This window comes from Sphingopyxis sp. Geo48 (assembly GCF_949769155.1).
Classification (GTDB): domain Bacteria; phylum Pseudomonadota; class Alphaproteobacteria; order Sphingomonadales; family Sphingomonadaceae; genus Sphingopyxis.
In genome coordinates this window covers 36,330-54,436 of the sequence record NZ_CATKPA010000010.1, presented here as the reverse complement: position 1 = coordinate 54,436, position 18,107 = coordinate 36,330, and the positions used below count along the sequence as shown (strand labels likewise).

Annotated in this window: 21 protein-coding genes; 9 read left to right on the top strand and 12 right to left on the bottom strand. The window is 66.6% G+C overall.

The window, feature by feature from the left end; translation table 11 throughout:
• Positions 1 to 31: 31 nt before the first annotated feature.
• From pheT to QOL79_RS18995, 8 genes are all read right to left on the bottom strand, one after another.
• Complete coding sequence (gene pheT / locus QOL79_RS19030) at positions 32 to 2,413, bottom strand: phenylalanine--tRNA ligase subunit beta (protein WP_283420400.1); 2,382 nt, start codon at positions 2,411 to 2,413, stop codon at positions 32 to 34.
• Positions 2,410 to 3,504: a phenylalanine--tRNA ligase subunit alpha gene (gene pheS / locus QOL79_RS19025; protein ID WP_282950194.1), complete on the bottom strand. Its 1,095-nt coding sequence runs from the start codon at positions 3,502 to 3,504 to the stop codon at positions 2,410 to 2,412. Before pheS ends, pheT begins: the two co-directional genes overlap by 4 nt.
• Before the next feature lie 145 nt (positions 3,505 to 3,649).
• The gene (locus QOL79_RS19020; protein ID WP_283420399.1) at positions 3,650 to 4,552 is read right to left on the bottom strand and encodes a helix-turn-helix domain-containing protein; all 903 of its coding nucleotides are present in this window, start codon (positions 4,550 to 4,552) and stop codon (positions 3,650 to 3,652) included.
• A gap of 301 nt (positions 4,553 to 4,853) precedes the next feature.
• Positions 4,854 to 5,219 (bottom strand): 50S ribosomal protein L20, encoded by a 366-nt coding sequence (gene rplT, locus QOL79_RS19015; protein WP_204993504.1) that lies wholly within the window; start codon positions 5,217 to 5,219, stop codon positions 4,854 to 4,856.
• 13 nt (positions 5,220 to 5,232) lie between these two features.
• Complete coding sequence (gene rpmI / locus QOL79_RS19010) at positions 5,233 to 5,436, bottom strand: 50S ribosomal protein L35 (protein WP_058454374.1); 204 nt, start codon at positions 5,434 to 5,436, stop codon at positions 5,233 to 5,235.
• 129 nt (positions 5,437 to 5,565) lie between these two features.
• Positions 5,566 to 6,348 carry a histidinol-phosphatase gene (gene hisN, locus QOL79_RS19005; protein ID WP_058454375.1) on the bottom strand — a complete coding sequence of 261 codons (783 nt, stop codon included), beginning with the start codon at positions 6,346 to 6,348 and terminating at the stop codon, positions 5,566 to 5,568.
• Position 6,349: 1 nt separating this feature from the next.
• Positions 6,350 to 6,757: a bleomycin resistance protein gene (locus tag QOL79_RS19000; RefSeq protein WP_283420398.1), complete on the bottom strand. Its 408-nt coding sequence runs from the start codon at positions 6,755 to 6,757 to the stop codon at positions 6,350 to 6,352.
• Between the two features lies 1 nt (position 6,758).
• Positions 6,759 to 7,694 carry a ribose-phosphate pyrophosphokinase gene (locus tag QOL79_RS18995; protein ID WP_058454378.1) on the bottom strand — a complete coding sequence of 312 codons (936 nt, stop codon included), beginning with the start codon at positions 7,692 to 7,694 and terminating at the stop codon, positions 6,759 to 6,761.
• 250 nt (positions 7,695 to 7,944) lie between these two features.
• Between QOL79_RS18995 and QOL79_RS18990 the strand changes: the two genes are divergently transcribed.
• The 4 genes from QOL79_RS18990 (at position 7,945) to rpmG (ending at position 12,216) form a co-directional block, all read left to right on the top strand.
• Complete coding sequence (locus tag QOL79_RS18990) at positions 7,945 to 9,606, top strand: NAD+ synthase (RefSeq protein WP_283420397.1); 1,662 nt, start codon at positions 7,945 to 7,947, stop codon at positions 9,604 to 9,606.
• Positions 9,607 to 9,642: 36 nt separating this feature from the next.
• Entirely contained in the window at positions 9,643 to 10,953 is a 1,311-nt protein-coding gene (gene gltX, locus QOL79_RS18985; protein WP_283420396.1) for a glutamate--tRNA ligase, read from the top strand.
• Positions 10,954 to 11,098: 145 nt separating this feature from the next.
• On the top strand, positions 11,099 to 11,830 hold the full coding sequence (locus QOL79_RS18980; RefSeq protein WP_283420395.1) for an energy transducer TonB: 732 nt from the start codon (positions 11,099 to 11,101) through the stop codon (positions 11,828 to 11,830).
• Positions 11,831 to 12,048: 218 nt separating this feature from the next.
• Complete coding sequence (rpmG, locus tag QOL79_RS18975; RefSeq protein WP_003042331.1) at positions 12,049 to 12,216, top strand: 50S ribosomal protein L33; 168 nt, start codon at positions 12,049 to 12,051, stop codon at positions 12,214 to 12,216.
• A gap of 163 nt (positions 12,217 to 12,379) precedes the next feature.
• Here rpmG and QOL79_RS18970 read toward each other — a convergent pair whose 3' ends face one another.
• Positions 12,380 to 12,739, bottom strand: a complete 360-nt coding sequence (locus QOL79_RS18970) for a DUF7668 domain-containing protein (protein ID WP_282950201.1) — start codon at positions 12,737 to 12,739, stop codon at positions 12,380 to 12,382.
• Between the two features lie 66 nt (positions 12,740 to 12,805).
• A complete protein-coding gene (locus QOL79_RS18965) occupies positions 12,806 to 13,168 on the bottom strand; it encodes a response regulator (RefSeq protein WP_058800147.1) in 363 nt (120 codons plus the stop codon).
• A gap of 89 nt (positions 13,169 to 13,257) precedes the next feature.
• Between QOL79_RS18965 and QOL79_RS18960 the strand changes: the two genes are divergently transcribed.
• The 4 genes from QOL79_RS18960 to QOL79_RS18945 are packed head-to-tail and all read left to right on the top strand — an operon-like array spanning position 13,258 to position 15,803.
• On the top strand, positions 13,258 to 13,530 hold the full coding sequence (locus tag QOL79_RS18960; RefSeq protein ID WP_283420394.1) for a DUF3572 family protein: 273 nt from the start codon (positions 13,258 to 13,260) through the stop codon (positions 13,528 to 13,530).
• A complete protein-coding gene (locus QOL79_RS18955; RefSeq protein WP_283420393.1) occupies positions 13,527 to 14,168 on the top strand; it encodes an HAD family hydrolase in 642 nt (213 codons plus the stop codon). The genes QOL79_RS18960 and QOL79_RS18955 overlap by 4 nt, the downstream gene beginning before the upstream one ends.
• Before the next feature lie 10 nt (positions 14,169 to 14,178).
• Positions 14,179 to 14,646: a RidA family protein gene (locus QOL79_RS18950; protein WP_283420392.1), complete on the top strand. Its 468-nt coding sequence runs from the start codon at positions 14,179 to 14,181 to the stop codon at positions 14,644 to 14,646.
• Between the two features lie 8 nt (positions 14,647 to 14,654).
• Entirely contained in the window at positions 14,655 to 15,803 is a 1,149-nt protein-coding gene (locus QOL79_RS18945) for a GNAT family N-acetyltransferase (RefSeq protein ID WP_283420391.1), read from the top strand.
• A gap of 65 nt (positions 15,804 to 15,868) precedes the next feature.
• Here QOL79_RS18945 and QOL79_RS18940 read toward each other — a convergent pair whose 3' ends face one another.
• Positions 15,869 to 16,183 (bottom strand): hypothetical protein, encoded by a 315-nt coding sequence (locus QOL79_RS18940; RefSeq protein WP_058457490.1) that lies wholly within the window; start codon positions 16,181 to 16,183, stop codon positions 15,869 to 15,871.
• A 140-nt stretch (positions 16,184 to 16,323) separates the two neighbouring features.
• Positions 16,324 to 17,163 carry a pantoate--beta-alanine ligase gene (panC, locus tag QOL79_RS18935; RefSeq protein WP_283420390.1) on the bottom strand — a complete coding sequence of 280 codons (840 nt, stop codon included), beginning with the start codon at positions 17,161 to 17,163 and terminating at the stop codon, positions 16,324 to 16,326.
• Positions 17,164 to 17,246: 83 nt separating this feature from the next.
• On the opposite strand from panC, the gene QOL79_RS18930 reads away from it, so the two are divergent.
• A complete protein-coding gene (locus tag QOL79_RS18930) occupies positions 17,247 to 18,056 on the top strand; it encodes a division plane positioning ATPase MipZ (protein ID WP_283420389.1) in 810 nt (269 codons plus the stop codon).
• Positions 18,057 to 18,107: the final 51 nt, after the last annotated feature.

The window sequence follows — 18,107 nt, the reverse complement described above, 5'->3', positions numbered from 1 at the left end:
ATACCGGTCATATTTGAGTAGTCAGCCGGCCTTATGCGCGCAGCACCGCCCCAACCTTCGCTGCCGAGGCGACCACCTTGTCGGCGATCGCTCTCAATTCGGCGTCGGTGAAGCTGTTGTCCACCGGCTGCAGCTCGACCTCGACCGCCAGGCTCACCTGGCCTTCGGGGACGCCGGTCCCGGCAAAGCGGTCGAACAGCCGCACATCGACGATCGCCACCTTGTCCGCACTGCGGATCGCGCGGACGAGGTCGCCCGCCGCCAAGCTTTCGGGCGCGAGGAAGGCGAAGTCGCGGCGCACCGATTGCAGCGCGGGCGGGGTAAAGGCAGCGCGGGCGGGGCCGCTCGCGCGCCTCGCCGGGATCGCGTCGAGGAAGATCTGCACCGCCATCGCCGGACCGTCGACGTCGAAATGCTTCGTCAGCGACGGATGCAGCGCGCCGAATTCGGCGAGCACGGCCTTGGGCCCAAGCCGCAGCGTCGCCGACTGGCCGGGATGCCAGATGCCGGATTCGGCGACGGCCTCCATCACCTGCAACCGATCGGCGGGCGCGCCCGCGGCGTCGAGCAGCGCGAGCGCGGCCGCTTTCGCGTCGAACGCGTCGAAGGGCACGGCCTTGCCGGTCCGCCAGCCGCGCGGCGTCTTGTCGCCGACCATCAGCACGCCCAGCGTCGGATGTTCGGTCGTGCCGATATAGCGGCGCCCGATCTCGAACAGGCGGATGCTGTCGGCACCGCGATTCTGGTTGCGCGCGGCGGCGGCGAGCAGGCCGGGAAGCAGCGACGGACGCATGACCTTGAGGTCTTCGCTGATCGGGTTCGCAAGGGTCCAGGTGCTGCCGCCGAAGGGCGCGGCCTCGCGCTCGCTGATGAACGACCAGGTCACCGCCTCGTGGAAGCCCGCGGCTGCGGCGCTGCGGCGCAGGCGGCGTTCGACGAGCTGCTCGGCGGTAGCGGTCGGCTTCGCGACGCCGTCCGTCCGCGGCAGCGGCGCCGACGCGATCGCGTCGAAGCCGGTGATGCGCGTGACTTCCTCGACGATGTCGGGCGCGGCATCGACATCGCGCCGCCAGCTCGGAACCGTGATCGTCCACGGATCGCCCTCGGCCACGCCAAAGCCCAGCGATTCGAGGATCGCGCGCTGCGTCGCGGGTTCGATCGCGATTCCGCCGAGCGTCGCCGACAGCGACGGGTCATAGGCGACGGTCTTCGTCTCGACCGGCGGCGTGCCCGCGCGCGTCACCGCCGAGGGCGTGCCGCCGCAGATGTCGAGCACATAGCGCGTAACGATCGCGGTGCCTTCGTCGAGGAAGGCCGGATCGACCCCGCGCTCGAAACGGCTGCGCGCATCGCTCGTCAGGCCGAGCGCTTGTCCGGTGAGCGCGATGCGCTCGGGCGTGAAGTAAGCGATCTCGATCAGGACGTCGGTCGTTTCCTCGCTGCAGCCCGAATGCTCGCCGCCCATGATCCCCGCGATGTCGTGGACCTCGCGCTCGTCGGCGATCACGGTCATCGTTTCGTCGAGGGCATAGTCCTTGCCGTTCAGCGCGGTGACGGTTTCGCCATCCCTGGCGCGCCGGGCGACCAGTGCGCCGTGAAGCTTCGCGCGGTCGTAAATATGGCTCGGGCGGCCGAGGTCGAACATCACATAATTGCTGATGTCGACGAGCGCCGAGATCGAGCGCTGGCCGATCGCCTCGAGACGGCGGCGCATCCATTCGGGGGTCGCGACGCGGTTGTCGACGCCGGCGATGGTGCGGCCGTAGAAGGCGGGGCAGGCTTCGGGATCGTCGGTCCGGATCTCGGTCGCGGGCGCACCCGCGCCTTCGATCGCGGGAATCGCGAGCGGCTTCAGCGTGCCGAGCCCGGCGGCGGCGAGGTCGCGCGCGATCCCGCGCACGCCCATGCAATCCTGCCGGTTCGGGGTGATCGAAATGTCGATCACCGGATCGCCCGCACCGCTATAATCGGCAAAGGGCGTCCCGATCGGCGCATCGGCGGGAAGCTCGATGATCCCGTCATGGTCGTCGCCGAGTTCGAGCTCGCGCGTCGAACACATCATGCCGTTCGATTCGACGCCGCGCACGGCGGCGACCTTCAGCTCCATGCCGTTCGCGGGCACGACCGCGCCCGGCAGCCCGAGCACGCCGACGAGGCCGGCGCGCGCGTTCGGCGCGCCGCAGACGACCTGCAGCACGCCCTCGCCGCTGTCGACGGTCAGCACCTGCAGCTTGTCGGCCTGCGGATGCTTTTCGGCGGTCAGCACCTTTGCGACGCGGAAACCGGCGAGTTTCTCGGCCGGGTTCTCGACGCCTTCGACCTCGAGGCCGATGCGGTTGAGGGTCGCGACAACATCGGCGGCGGTGTAGTCGCCGTCGAGATGCTCGCGGAGCCAATCGAGGGTGATCTTCATGCCGAAATCCCTCCGCTCAGCGTGGGCACGCTCAGAGCGCCGAACCCGTAATGCGACAGCCAGCGAAGGTCGCCGTCGAAGAACGCGCGAAGGTCATCCATGCCATATTTCAGCATCGCCAACCGGTCGACGCCGACCCCGAAGGCGAAGCCCTGCCAGACATCGGGATCGAGCCCGCAATTGGCGATCACGCGGCGGTTGACCATGCCGCTGCCCAGCAGCTCCATCCACGCATGACCCGCATCGTCGCCATGGCCGCCGACGATGCGGCGGCCCTTTTCCTGCCTGTAGCCGACGTCGACCTCGGCCGAGGGCTCGGTGAAGGGGAAGTAGGAGGGCCGCAGACGCAGCACGATGTCGTCGCGCTCGAAAAAGGCCTTGAGGAAGGTTTCGAGCGTCCATTTGAGGTGCCCCATATGAATGCCGCGGTCGATCACGAGCCCCTCGACCTGATGGAACATCGGCGTATGCGTCGCGTCGCTGTCGCTGCGATAGACGCGGCCCGGCGCGATGATGCGGATCGGCGGCTCCTCGCTCATCATCGTACGGATCTGAACCGGCGACGTGTGCGTGCGCAGCAACATCGCGCGGCCTTCGGCATCCTTGTCGGGGAAATAGAAGGTGTCGTGCATCGCGCGCGCGGGGTGCGTCTCGGGGATATTGAGCGCGGTGAAATTGCGCCAGTCGTCCTCGATCTCGGGTCCGGTCGCGACTGCAAAACCCATGTCGGCAAAGATCTCGGCGAGTTCGTCCATCACCTGGCTCACCGGGTGGACGCTGCCCTTCGGCGCGTCGGCGGCAGGGAGCGTCATGTCGAGGCGTTCGGCGGCAAGCTTCGCCTCGAGCGCCGCACTTTCGAGCGTCGCCCTGCGCGTGGCGATCGCCTCGGCAACGGCTTCGCGCAGGGCGTGGATTTTCGGCCCCTCGACCTGCCGTTCCTCGGGGGTCATCCCGCCGAGGGTCTTCAAGAGGCCGGTCACGCTGCCTGCCTTGCCGAGCGCGGCGACGCGCAGCGCCTCGACCGCGTCGAGATCGGCGGCAGCCTCGATATCGCCCACCAGCTTCGCCTGCAGGGCCTGTGTCTCGCTCATCGTTGTTCGTCCTGTTCCGGCGCGATGCCGCTGCCGGCCTGTTGTTTCTGCTTTGTCGAGGAACCGGCGGCTTCCCGCGCGTCCGTTGCCCGCCGCTTGCACCGAACGGGCGGCGCGGGTCAAGTCTGTTGGCCGAAAAGCGGCGCTATCCGGCCGGTTTGTGGAGCCCCTGCACCGCTTCGCCTGCCGCGGCGGCGCGGGCCAGCGCCGCCGCACCCAGGATCGGCTTTGGCCGCGCGGCATAGGCGCGCGGGCTCATTCCCATGAAGCGTCGGAAATCGCGGGTGAATTGCGCCTGATCATAATATTGATAGTCGAGCGTCGCGATCCAGCTCATCGAGGGGTCGAGCATGAAACGCGCGAGGCTGCGCAGAAAGCGCTGGCGGCGGAGCAGCAGCTTGGGCGGGAAGCCGAAGGCGCGGCGCGAGAGTCGCTCGACCGAGCGTTCGGACATACCCAGCTTTTCGGCGAGTTCGGCAACGCTTGTCAGTTCGTCCTCGACCAGCGCCGTATGCGCAGCGAGGATCGCCGGGTCGTCGCGCGGTGCGCCGGCAAGCAATGCCGCGACATGATCGTCGATCATCCGCGCCGCCGCCTCGACGTCGTTCGCCTGCCGCAATTTGGCGACGAGGGGTACGCAGGCGGCGAAGGCCGGATGAACCGCCCCGTCGACGAACCGGTCGGCGAAATCCGCGGCAGGAAGCGCGAAGAATTTGGCCCAGCCGGCGGGCAGGATGCCGATTCCCCACACACGCATCGTCCCTGCCGCGAAATAGGTCGCCTTGCTGGTCGGGCCGGTGACGACGAAGCGCGGCGCGGGCACCGGTTTGGCGTCGCCGACCGCCGCGAGCGAGGGCTCGCCCTCGATGAATCGCAGGTTCGCCCATTCGGGATGGAGATAATCCTCGACCCGCACGCCAGGCGGCGCTTCGACCTCGGTCAGGTAGATGATGCTGCAATAGCGGCGCAGCACTTCGGAGACAGGGAAGAAACGCGTCAGCACGCGTACGCCCGCGTCGGGCCCACTTGCGGATTTTCCCACGGTCATGACGTCACCCTTGCGGACGCGTGCGAAAAAAAACAACAGCCTAGGCGCAGGTCGTGTCGTGTTCTTACAATTTTTGTGTCCTGCACGACGGCATATGTCGCGCCATAGGGACACTTCCGCCGGCCGGCAGCTTTCTGCGACCCACGGCTATTCGGCACGGAGGGAGGGGGGCGATGGTTTTCCACTGGAGCCATTGTCGGAACGGCGTGAGGGGAAACCTTCGCGCCGTTCCTGTTTTGCGATCACGAAAAAGGGCGGCCCCGTCGGGACCGCCCTTTTGCTTTAGCAATAGCTCAGAGGCTTAAGCCGCCTTGGGCAGCGCCGCTTTTGCCTGTGCGATGATCGCGGCGAACACGCCGCCTTCGTTCATCGCAAGGTCGGCCATGACCTTCCGGTCGAGTTCGATCCCGGCGAGCTTCACGCCGTGCATGAACTGCGAATAGGTGAGGCCTTCGGCGCGGACTGCCGCGTTGATGCGCTGGATCCACAGGCCGCGGAAGCTGCGCTTCTTCGCCTTGCGGTCGCGATAGGCGTATTGGCCGGCCTTTTCGACGGCCTGGCGCGCGACGCGGATCGTGTTCTTGCGCCGGCCATAATAGCCCTTCGCCTGATCCAGAATCCGGTTGTGCTTGGCGCGCGTGGTCGTGCCGCGTTTGATGCGTGACATGGTCTAGCGCTCCTTACTTCAGGCCGTAGGGCGCCCAGAGGCGCACGTGGGCCGTATCCGCATCGCTGAGCACGCTGGTGCCGCGGTTGGTGCGGATATATTTGCTATTGTGCGAAATCAGGCGGTGGCGCTTGCCGGCAACGCCGTGCTTCACCTTGCCCGAGGCGGTGAATTTGAAGCGCTTCTTCACACCGCTCTTGGTCTTCAGCTTGGGCATTTTCGTCTCCTTGGTTAGCGACGATATCGACCGGCCCTGGCAGCCCTTGTCGCCAGGCAGGTCCGCTTGTCTATCGTGCGAAGGCGCGCGCCTAGACGGATTCGCGCCGAAATGCAAGCGCCGAGGCGGTCAATGACGGCAGGCGAGGCCCTCGATCACATCCTCGAGCCGTGCCGGATCGCCGAGCGCGATGACATGGCCCGGGCTGTCGGCGTTGAGTGGTTCGCCATTCCAGTCGCACATCGTCCCGCCCGCGCCCTCGACGACGGGGACGAGCGCGGCATAGTCGTGGAGCTTCAGCCCCGCCTCGGCGACAATGTCGATATGACCACTCGCGAGCAGGCCGTAATTATAACAGTCGCCGCCGAAGACCATGCGCTTGTGCGAGGTCTTGGCTGCGAGCGCCATGAAATGCTCGCCATCATGGTCGGTGAAATATTGCGGGCCGGTCGTCGCCAGCACCGCGTCGGCGAGGTTGCGGCAGGTGCGCGTCGCCGCCGGCTTTCCGTTGAACAAGGTCGGCTGCCCCATCGCGCCGACCCAGCGTTCGCCGGAAATCGGCTGGTCGATTATGCCGAGGATGGGCCAGCCGTCCTGCAACAGCGCGATCAGCGTGCCAAAGATCGGCCGCCCGGCCATGAAGCTGACCGTGCCGTCGATCGGGTCGAGCACCCATTGCCGCGCGGCTTCGGCGCGTTCGGCGCCATATTCCTCGCCGATGATGCCATCGCGCGGCGCCTCGGCATCGAGCAGCCGGCGCATCGCGGCCTCGGCGGCGCGGTCGGCTTCGGTGACGGGAGAGGCATCGGCCTTCGCTTCGTGCGTGAATGCCGCGCGGAAAAGGGGACGGATGGCGGCGCCGGCAGCATCGGCGAGGCGATGCGCGAGGGCGATGTCGGATTCGAGGCTCATGTCAGCCGCGATAATCCCATTGCGCGGCGTTGTCGCCAACACCTTCGCCGAACGTGATCAGATTGCCGTCGGGGTCGCGCACCCAGAATTCGCGCTGGCCATAGGGGTGCGGTTTGGGAGCGCTCCAGCGCTCCGCCGGCAGTGCGGCGAGCTGCGGCTCATAGTCGGCGAACAATGCTGCGACGTCGCGGACGTCGATATAGATGTGCGAACAGCCGGGCGGGTTGAGCGCGCCCGCGTCGAGCGCGAGGAGGCGAAGGCCGATGCGTTCGCGCTCGACATAGGCATAGCCGCCATCGTTGACGTGAACGGTGAAACCGAGCAGGTCACGATAAAAGGCGAGCGCAGGCTCCATCGCGGCGACCCCGAGGAGGGGGGTCACCTGGATGAAGGGCGATCCGTCGCTCATGTCAGTCGAAGAGACTCGACACCGACGATTCGTCGGCGATGCGCTTGATCGCCTCGCCAAGCAGCGGCGCGACGGTCAGGGCACGGACCTTGGAACTGTCGTTGACCGCGTCGGTCGGCTGGATCGAATCGGTGATGACCAGCTCGGTGAGTTCGCTCGCGTCGACGCGGGCGACCGCGCCGCCCGACAGCACGCCGTGCGTACAATAAGCGACGACGCCCTCGGCGCCCGCAGCCTTCAGCGCGGCGGCGGCGTTGCAGAGCGTGCCCGCCGAATCGACGATATCGTCGATCAGGATGCAGAAGCGGCCCTTCACGTCGCCGATGATGTTCATCACCTCCGATTCGCCGGCGCGCTCGCGGCGCTTGTCGACGATCGCCAGCGGCGCGTTGTCGAGGCGCTTCGCCAGCGCGCGTGCGCGGACCACGCCGCCGACGTCGGGCGAGACGACCATCAGATTCTTGTCGCCGAAGCGCGCCTGGATGTCGGCGCTCATCACCGGCGCGGCGTAAAGATTGTCGGTCGGGATGTCGAAAAAGCCCTGAATCTGCCCGGCGTGCAGGTCGATCGCGAGGACGCGGTCGGCGCCCGAGGTGGTGATCAGGTTCGCGACGAGTTTGGCCGAGATCGGGGTGCGCGGGCCGGGCTTCCGGTCCTGACGGGCGTAGCCGAAATAGGGGACGACCGCGGTGATGCGCTTTGCCGAGGCGCGGCGGAGCGCGTCGGTGATGATCAGCAGCTCCATCAGATTGTCGTTCGCGGGGAAGTTAGTCGGCTGGACGACGAACACATCCTGCCCGCGCACATTCTCGTGAATTTCGACGAACACTTCCTCGTCGGCGAAGCGGCGGACGCTGGTGTCGGTCAGCGGCAGCTCGAGATAATCGGCGATCGCGCGGGCCAGCGGCAGGTTGCTGTTGCCGGAGATGAGTTTCATGGGGTGTGGTGGCCCTTTTTCGCGATGGGGAATGCGCGCCCCTTAGCCAGCGGAGGCCGATAGGGGAAGGGGTTAAAGCCATCGGCGTGCCGGGCGCTCGCGAGGCCGCAGCCTTGGGCGGACAGCAGGCAGATCTTTCGTCGTCACCCCCGACTTGATCCGGGGTGACGAGGGGCTGGAGCCTGACCCCGAGACCGTCACCACGCGGTCCGGTGTTGAATTCGGGGCGGCAGCGCCTAAACCGCTGGGCATGACCGAGCATCTCTCTATCGTCCTGTCGCAGATGACCCAGTCGGTCGGCGATCTCGCCGCCAACGCCGCCGCGATGCGCGAGGTGCGCGCGCGGCACGGTGGGGCCGACCTGATCCTCTACCCCGAGCTGCAACTGATCGGCTATCCGCCGGAGGATCTGGTGCTCAAGCCCGCGCTCGCCGAGCGCGCCGCGGCGCTGCTGGCCGAATTCGCGGCGGAGACCGCCGACGGCGGGCCTGCGATGCTCGTCGGTTCGGTCGAGCGCGATGAAGAGGGCCACCTCTACAATATGGTCGCCTTGCTCGACGAAGGGCGGATCGTCGCGACGCGGCGCAAGTATGAGCTGCCGAATTACGGCACCTTCGACGAAAAGCGCGTCTTCGCGCCCGGTCCGCTTCCCGACGTCGTCGAATGGCGCGGCGTCAAGCTGGGTCTGCCGATCTGCGAGGATGGGTGGTTTCCAACCGTTTGCGGGCATCTCGCGGCGCAGGGGGCCGAAATCCTGATCTCGGTGAACGGCAGCCCATACGAGATCGACAAGGACGACCGCCGCCTGACCCAGGTGTTCGGCACGCGCGTGGCCGAAACGAACCTGCCGCTGATCTTCCTCAACCGCATCGGCGGGCAGGACGAGCTGGTGTTCGACGGTTGCTCCTTCGTCCTCGATGGCGAAGGCGGCACCGCGCACCGGCTGATCGACTGGGAGGCCGAGGAGCGCGTCACGCAATGGACCAGGAGTGCGGACGGGTGGCGCTGCGAGCCCGGCGCGATCGCCGAGTGGGACGCGCATCCGGCCGATATCTACAATGCAATGGTGCTGTCCTTGCGTGACTATGTGATGCGCAACCGCTTCCCCGGCGTCGTGCTCGGCCTGTCGGGCGGGATCGATTCGGCGATCTGCGCCGCGATCGCCGCCGATGCGCTGGGCCCCGACAAGGTCTGGTGCGTGATGTTGCCGAGCCGCTTCACCAGCCAGGAAAGCCTCGACGATGCGCGCGGCTGCGCGGAGATGATCGGTTGCCGCCTCGACACCATCCCGATCGTCCCCGCGGTCGAGGCGTTCGACGTCATGCTCGCCGACAGTTTCGCCGATGAAAATGTCGATACGACCGAGGAAAACGTCCAGTCGCGCATCCGCGGCGTCACCTTGATGGCGCTCAGCAACAAGTTCGGCCCGATGCTGATGACGACGGGCAACAAGAGCGAGATGAGCGTTGGCTATGCGACCATCTATGGCGACATGGCGGGCGGCTATAATCCGCTGAAGGACGCGTACAAGACGACGGTGTTCGCGGTGGCCAGGTGGCGCAACGCGCATGTCCCGCGCCTTTCGCGCAATCCGGTGTTCCCGGTGATGCCGGAGCGTATCATCACCAAGCCGCCGAGCGCCGAGCTGCGTCCCGACCAGAAGGACGAGGACAGCCTGCCGCCTTACGTGGACCTCGACCGCATGCTCCACATGCTCGTCGAGGAGGAGGCGAGCGTCGACGATGTCGTGGCGCGCTTTGGTTTTGATCGCGACGCGGTGGCGCGAATCGAGCGCCTGCTCTCGATCGCCGAGTACAAGCGCCGTCAGGCGCCGCCGGGGGTGAAGCTGTCGACGCGCAACTTCGGGCGCGACCGCCGCTATCCGATCACGCACGGGTTCCGGACGGCCTGACTCGCTTCACGCGCAAAAGGGGCTATAGGCGCGGCCATGACCGTCACGACCCGTTTCGCCCCTTCGCCGACCGGCAGCCTGCATGTCGGCAACGTCCGCACCGCGATCCACAACTGGCTGTGGGCGCGCAAGCATGGCGGGCGATTTCTGCTGCGCATCGACGACACCGATCTCGAGCGGTCGAAAGAGGAATATGTGGGCGCCATCCGCGCCGATCTTGCGTGGCTAGGGCTCGATATCGATGGCGAGGAGCGGCAGTCGGCGCGCTTTGCGTTGTACGAGGCCGAGTTCGAGAAACTGAAGGCCGGGGGGCGCGTCTATGCCTGTTACGAGACGCCCGAGGAACTCGATATTCGCCGCAAGGTGCTGCTCTCGCGCGGGCTGCCGCCGGTCTATGAGCGCAAGCCCGCCGATGCGCCGGTTCCCGAGGGTGTCGCCCCGCACTGGCGTTTCAGGCTCGATCATGATGCGCCGATCGAGTGGGCCGATATGGTTCGTGGCTCTCAGCATTTTGAACCGTCGAATATGTCCGACCCGGTCGTGCGCCGCGCCGACGGCAGCTGGCTTTACCTGCTCCCGAGCGTGATCGACGATATCGCGATGGGGATCACCCATGTCGTGCGCGGCGAGGACCATGTGTCGAACACCGCGGCGCAGATCCAGATGTTCGAGGCTCTGGGCGCGACGCCGCCGCAATTTGCGCACGAGGCGCTGCTCGTCGGGACCGAGGGCAAATTGTCGAAGCGGCTGGGCTCGCTCGGGATGGCAAGCCTGCGTAAGGATGGGATCGAGCCGATCGCGCTCGTCGCGCTGCTCGCCCGGCTGGGTACCAGCGATCCGATCGAGCCGGTGACGTCGCCCGCGCCGCTGATCGAAAGCATCGACTTTGCGCGCTTCGGCCGCGCGCCGGCGCGTTTCGACGAGGGTGAGTTGGCATTGCTCAACCAGAAGATCCTGCACCACACCGACCATGCCGCGGTCGCGTCGCGCCTGCCCGCCGCGATCACCGAGGCACGCTGGCACGCGATTCGCCCGAACCTGATGACGGTTTGCGAGGCGGCCGACTGGGTGGCGGTGTTCGACGGGCCGTTCGCGCCGCCCGCGCCCGATGATGCCGACCGGCCGGTGCTCGCCGCCGCCGCCGCCGCCGCGCCGGGCATCGACTGGACGGCCGACCCCTGGCACGCGCTCACCGCCGCGGTGAAAGAGGCGACGGGCGCCAAGGGCCGCGCGCTTTTCCTGCCGCTCCGCCGCGCGTTGACCGGCCGCGACCATGGTCCCGACATGGCCGAACTGTTGCCGCTGATCGCCAAGGATCAGGCGGTGGCGCGCCTCGCGGCCGCCTGATCGTTCTCCACGAGACAGCGGTACGCCTTGCCGATCATTCCGATTGACAAATGTAGTGATGTTATAATATCACACGATTAGACTTGGCCGACAGCAGCGGTCGACGCGGGCGGGGCCGGGTCTCCTTGAGGCAAGGAGAGGTGCCATGACCCTGATTCCCCTGATATCCGCAATCGTCGCGGCCCCCGAGGCGATCACCGCGCCGGAGGGCGGTTCGTCGCTGCGGCGCGACAGTTACGACCCCGGCGCGGCGCATCGTCCGCTGGCGGCGACGCTGGCGGTGGGCCTGCCTGTCGCGCTCGTCGTCGCGGTTGCGCTGTCGCCGATGATCGTCAAGCCCAAGCCCGTGCTTTCGCCGCTGACCGGCACGCTGATCGAGGTCGAGAAGCCGGTCGATCCGCCCCCGGACAAGCAGCCCGAAACCTCGCCGACGCCGAAGAGCCATTCGGTGCGCGAGGCGGTGAAGCCGCTCGTCGACCTTGGTCCCCGGACCGATCTCGGCGCCGAGGTAAAGCCCTTCGTCCCCGACCCGCTGCCCTATGATCCGGGTCCGCCCGCGCGTCCCGCCGATCCACCGGCTCCGCCGCCGTTGGTGCTGGCAAAGCTCGATCCGCGCTATGCGGCTGGGTTCCAGCCCGACTATCCGGCGAGCGAGCAGCGCCGCGAGGTCGAGGGCGCGGTTCGCGTCCGCGTGCTGATCGGCACCGACGGGCGCGTGAAGGCGGTCGAACTGGTCAGCACCGACAGCCCCGGCTTCTTCGAGGAGACGAAGCGGCGCGCGCTCGCCAAATGGCGTTTCAAGCCGGCGACGCGTGGCGGCGTGCCCGAAGAAAGCTGGCAGGTGATGACCGTCCGCTTCGAGATCAAGGGCGCCTGAAGGCGCGGCCGAACCCCTCCTGGGCGGGCGGCGCGATGCCGTCCGCCCTTCCTTTTGCTTGACATGGAGCCCGAATCCCGCCAATGGCGCGCGGATAAATGGGGGCGGCGCCCGACGCGCGGCCCTCTTTGTTTTTCACCGCAACCGCCGGGGCCCCCAGTCCCGCCACATTTGCCGGACGTTCCGGGGAATGTGCCAAGTTTTCGAGGAACAGGGCCATGGCCAAGCCGACGACCGTCAAGATCAAGCTGGTGAGCACCGCCGACACGGGCTTTTTCTACGTCACCAAGAAGAACCCGCGCACGATGACCGAAAAGATGTCGGTGCGCAAATACGACCCGCGTGCGCGCAAGCACGTCGAATTCAAGGAAGCCAAGATCAAGTGATGCATTTCCCCATGCGCTGAAAGCGCGCGGGTGGAAATGCGTCGTCCCGGACTTGATCCGGGATCGAGGCGATCCAGAAGGGCGGCCGCGTGCCGCCCTTTTTCGTGCATGTGGGAAACGTCGGCTTTGGGGTGGGAAGCGGATGCTCCTCAGCAAATGCCAGCTAAGGGACGAATACGCCGTAAACCTCCACATCGCCACCTTCGTAGAGCTTCAGATGAAGTGCGAGGTCGCTCACCGGTTCGGCACGCGTGGTGAGGTCTACAAGCGCTAGCCAATGGCCGTCCATCCAACGATAGACGGACCTCTCCCACGTTTGCTCATTTAAGGTGGAAAGCTCGTCGCCGTAGGCCGAAATGCTCTCCGCTATCCATCTAGCAGTATCGGCCCCGATTGGCTTTACACCATCGATCGGATGCTCCCGAAGTTGGTAGTCCCCCACCACAAACGCCTCTGCAATCTGCCGAAACGTCGAGCGAAGCGGCTGGGGCACCGAATGCTCAGCATCGTCCTTCTGCAACATTAATTACCTTCCGCTGCCCGTAATTACCGGATCGCTCGATGTCTGCAATCGGTCGAAACCGGTCGCTCAGGCAAACGCCCCCACGCTTTCGATGAACTTGATCACCGAAATCGGCTTGGACACATAGGCCTCGGCGCCTGCGGCCTTGATCTGCTCCTCGTCGCCTTTTCCGGCATAGGCGGTGACCGCCATGATCGGAACCGCGCGGAGCGTCAGGTCGGCCTTCATCTGCTCGATCAGTTCGAGCCCCGAGACATGCGGCAGCTGGATGTCCATGATGATGAGATCGGGCGACACCTCGCGCGCCCTTTCCAGCGCATCGCGCCCGTCGCGCACCGGATGCGCGCTGTAGCCATGGGCGTTGAGCAGGTCGCAGAACAGGCGGAGGTTCAGCTCATTATCCTCGACGACCAGGATGGTCTTGCCCATGTCTCTTCCGTTCCCCACCTTGTACCCGCAGCCGGTTTAGGCGAATCGGCCGCGCGACTCAATTGCCTCGCGTGGAAGGGAAATTTGGCTTGTTCGAAGACGACGCGGCACTCGCGCTCCATGCGCTTGGCTGGATAGTGAGTGACGAGCCGCGCGCCGAACGGCTGCTCGCGATGACCGGGCTCGATCCCGACGGCCTGCGCGCCTCGCTCGGAGACCGCGCGACGCTTGCTGCGATCCTGTCCTTCCTCATCGCCTATGAGGCCGATCTGATCGCCTGCGCCGCGGCGCTTGACGTCAAACCCGAAGCGCTTGCGGCCGCCGCTGCGCGGCTCGAAGGAAACCAGAGGATGGACGCATGACCCGCCCGCTCGTCATTACCGATTGCGACGAGGTGCTGATGCACATGGTCGTCCCCTTCGCGCAGTGGGTCGACGAAGAGCATGGCGTGATCTTTCGCATGGAGGACACGAGCTTCGCCAACGCGCTGAAGCGCAAGGAGTGCGGGACACCCCTGGAGGCGGCCGAGGTCTGGCCGCTGCTCGACGGGTTTTTTCGCACCGAAATGGGGCGCCAGACGCCGATCCCCGGGGCGCTCGAGGCGATGGCGGCAATCGCCGAGCACGCCGACATCGTCGTCCTGACCAATGTCGGCCCCGACCATCAGCAGACGCGCGCCGACCAGCTCGCGGCGCTGGGCCTCGCCGCGCCGGTGATCGGCAGCCGCGGCGGCAAGGGCGAGCCGGTGCGGCGCCTGATCGATGAGCGCGAGCCGGGCGTTGCGATCTTCATCGACGACCTGGCCAATCATCACAAGTCGGTCGCAGCCGAGGCGCCGGAGGTCTGGCGGCTGCATATGGTCGGCGAGCCCGCGATTGCGGACAAGGTTCCCCCCGCCCGCCACGCGCATGCAAGGATTGATGGCTGGACGGCGGCGCTGGAGTGGATATTGGCGCGGCTTGCCGAGAATATCCCGGCGCCCGATCCCGAACTGGTATAAAGGAACCGACATGTCCGACGTTATCGCCAAGCTCGCCGAACTCGGCCTCGAACTGCCGAAGCCGGCCGCGCCGGTCGCCGCCTATGTCCCCGTCGTCGAGCAGGGCGGGCTGCTCCATATCTCGGGCCAGCTTCCGTTCCGCGACGGGCAGGTCGTGACCGGCCGCCTCGGCGCCGACATGGACGAGGCGACGGGTTATGACGCCGCGCGCCGCTGCGCACTGATGCTGGTGGCGCAGATCGGCAACGCCGTCGGCGGCGACTGGTCGCGCGTCGAAAAGATCGTCAAGCTGGGCGTGTTCGTGAACAGCGATCCCGGCTTTACCGCACAGCCCAAGGTCGCGAACGGTGCTTCGGAACTGATGGAGTCGGTGTTCGGCGAGGCCGGCCGCCATGCGCGCAGCGCGGTCGGTGTCGCGGTACTGCCGCTCGGCGCGGCGGTCGAGGTCGACGCGGTCGTCGCTGTGAAACCGGCATAAGGACTCCGGTGGCCGAAGCCGACCCGCCAGCCCGGACCATCTCGCTCGGCACCGGCGTCGCCGCAGTCGACGCGGCGGCTTGGGATGCGCTGGCGGGCGGCGGCAATCCGTTCGTCAGCCATGCTTTCCTGGCGCTGCTCGAAGAATCGGGCAGCGTCGGACCCGGCACCGGCTGGCAGGCCGCGCCGATTCTTGTCGAGGATGCGGCTGGCGTACTGCTCGGCGCCGCGCCCGCCTATCTCAAGTCGCACAGTCAGGGCGAATATGTCTTCGACCATGCCTGGGCCGACGCGTGGGCGCGCGCGGGCGGCGATTATTATCCGAAGCTGCAGATCGCGGCGCCCTTCACCCCCGTTCCCGGCCCGCGTCTGCTGGCACAGGACCACGAAACCGCGCTGCTGCTGATCCGCGGTGCCGAGGCGGTCGTGCGCCAGAACGGGCTCTCGTCGGCGCATGCGACCTTCGTCGCGCCCGAACAGATGCCGATCTTCGAGCAAGCGGGCTGGCTGGTCCGGCGCGATATCCAGTTTCATTTTGCCAATGCGGGCTATGGCAGCTTCGACGACTTCCTCGCCACGCTGACCTCGCAGAAGCGTAAACAGCTCCGCAAGGAACGCGCACGGGCGTCGCAAGGTCTGCGTATCGAGGATTTTACCGGCGATGCGATCCGCCCCGAACATTGGGAGGCGATGTGGGCCTTTTACCAGGATACCGGCGCCCGCAAATGGGGCCACCCGTACCTCACGCGTGCGGCGTTCGACCTGCTCGGCGCGCGGATGGCCAACCGGATCATCCTGTCGATCGCCTATGACGGCGACGCGCCGGTCGCGGGCGCCATGCATTTCGTCGGCGCCGATACGCTTTACGGCCGTTACTGGGGCTGTGTCCGCGACATCCCCTATCTGCATTTCGAATTATGCTATTATCGCGCGATCGATATCGCGATCGCCCGCGGACTCGCGCGGGTCGAGGCGGGCGCGCAGGGCGGGCACAAGCTCGCGCGTGGCTACGGCCCCGTCGCGACCTGGTCGGCGCATTTTATTGCCGATCCGGGCTTTCGCCGCGCGGTCGCGGATTACCTCGAACAGGAACGCCGCGCCGAGGAAGCCGAAATGGAATGGCTCGAAGGGCACACGCCGTTCAAGCGCTCGGTCTGATTTTGTCAGAGCGGCACGAGGCCGGGTGGGGGAGCGGGCTGGTGCCGCTCCGCGTGAGCAGAAAATTACGCTGCGAAGCGGCGGGCAGCGGGACGGCGGGCCGTTTCGTCGAGCCAGGCGCGCGCCTGGCGCTGCGCCTCGGCGATTTCGTCGCGGCTCATTTCGCTCGACACGTCGGCGCGGCACTGCTGGCCTTCGCGGCTGCCGCCAAGCGCGGCAAGGTTGAACCATTTATGCGCCTGGATCAGGTCGACATCGACCCCGCCGCTGCCGGTCGAGAAGGCGATCCCGAGGTCGAAATAGGCATTGGCGTCGCCGCGCGCCGCATCGAGCAGCCGGCTTTCGATCAGATATTGGGCAGACTTCAGACTGTTCGCCATGATAACCCCCTGTCGTCTCCACCCCACGGAGACCTCGGGCCCCAAGTTTGCGGCTTATGGTCAACAAAGCGTTAACGGCCATGGCAGTTTTTTGTGGATAGCCGCAACAACCGGCAGAAATGCGTGGATTTTTGACGCGATCAGCCGACGGCAAGATTGTCGATCAGGCGCGTTTTCCCGATCCGCGCCGCCGCGAGCAGGCGGGCGGGCTCGCTGAACTCGGTCAATCTTTCGAGGCTGTCGGCGCCGGCAAGCGCAACATAATCGACGCGGTCGAAACCGCCTTTCACGATCTCCGCCTCGGCCTTCGCCAGCGTCCCGGCGACGTCGGCGCCGCCCGCAATCGCCTTCGCGGCAGCCTTCAGCGCGTTCGGAAAGGCGGCGGCCGCCTTGCGCTCGGCTGCGGTCAGATAGGCGTTGCGCGACGACAGCGCGAGCCCGTCCTTGGCGCGCGCGATCGGTGCGCCCAAGATATCGAGCGCGAAATCGAGGTCGCGCGCCATCCGGCGGATGATCGCGAGCTGCTGCCAGTCCTTTTCGCCGAAGATCGCGATATCGGGGCGAACCTGGTTGAACAATTTGGCGACGACGGTGGCGACGCCGTCGAAATGGCCAGGGCGCGCCGCGCCGCAATAGTCGGCGCCGAGCTCGGCGACCTCGATATGCGTCGAATGGCCGGCCGGGTACATGACCCCGACATCGGGCGCCCAGAGCAGCGCGACGCCCTCCTCGACCAGCAGCGCGGCATCCTTTGCCTCGTCGCGCGGATAGGCAGCGTAATCCTCGTTCGGGCCGAACTGCGTCGGGTTGACGAAGATCGACACGACGACATGGTCGGCGACGCGCCTTGCCATGCGAACGAGCGAGAGATGGCCCTCGTGCAGGGCGCCCATGGTGGGCACGAGAGCGACGCTTTTGCGTCCTTGCTTCAGCGCGTCGACCGCGCGGTGGAGCGTCGCAATGTCACGGATGATTTGCACGGCCGCCCGCCCTCCGATATTGGCGGCCCAACTGCCACCCCAAGCGGCTGCCATGCGCCGCCAACAGGAAAATCGCAACGGTCATGACGAAGCCCGCTCCGCACCGCATCATCTTCGCCAACGAGAAGGGCGGGACCGGCAAATCGACCTGCGCGGTGCATTTCGCGGTCGCATTGGCGAGTCAGGGCTGGCGCGTCGCCGGGATCGATCTCGACCCGCGCCAGCGCACCTTCCACCGCTATCTGGAGAATCGCGAAAATACTGCGAAGCGCCGCGATATCGCGCTGCCGACGCCGCGGTTCGAGGTGTTCGAGGGGACGACGATCGAGGAACTCGACGCACAGGTCGCCCGGCTGGCCGAGGACGTCGACTATTTCGTCGCCGACACCCCCGGTCGCGACGATGTCTTCGCGCGCCACCTTGCGACGAGCGCCGACACGCTGGTGACGCCGATCAACGACAGCTTCATCGACTTCGACCTGATCGGGCAGGTCGATCCCGAGACGTTCCAGGTTACGCGGCCGAGCTTTTATTCGGAACTTATCTGGGACGCGCGCAAGGCGCGCGCGAAGACCGACGGGCGGACGATCGACTGGATCATCCTGCGCAACCGCCTGCAACACGTCGACGCCCACAACATGCGCCGCGTCGGCGAGGCGCTGACCCAGCTCGCGCGCCGCGTCGGTTTCCGGGTCATTCCGGGGCTCGGCGAGCGCGTGATCTATCGCGAGCTTTTCCCTGCCGGCCTCACCCTGCTCGACAAGGCGCATCTCGGCGGCATGGGCATCGGCCACGTCGTCGCACGGCAGGAATTGCGCGAGGCGATGGCGGGGCTCAACCTGCCCGAGCGCGAGCGGTTGCACCCCGACGGCGACCTGTTCGCCGCCGCCTGATTTGCTGCACCCTCGCAGCCTTGCAATAATCTTGCCAGATTGACCGCGGGC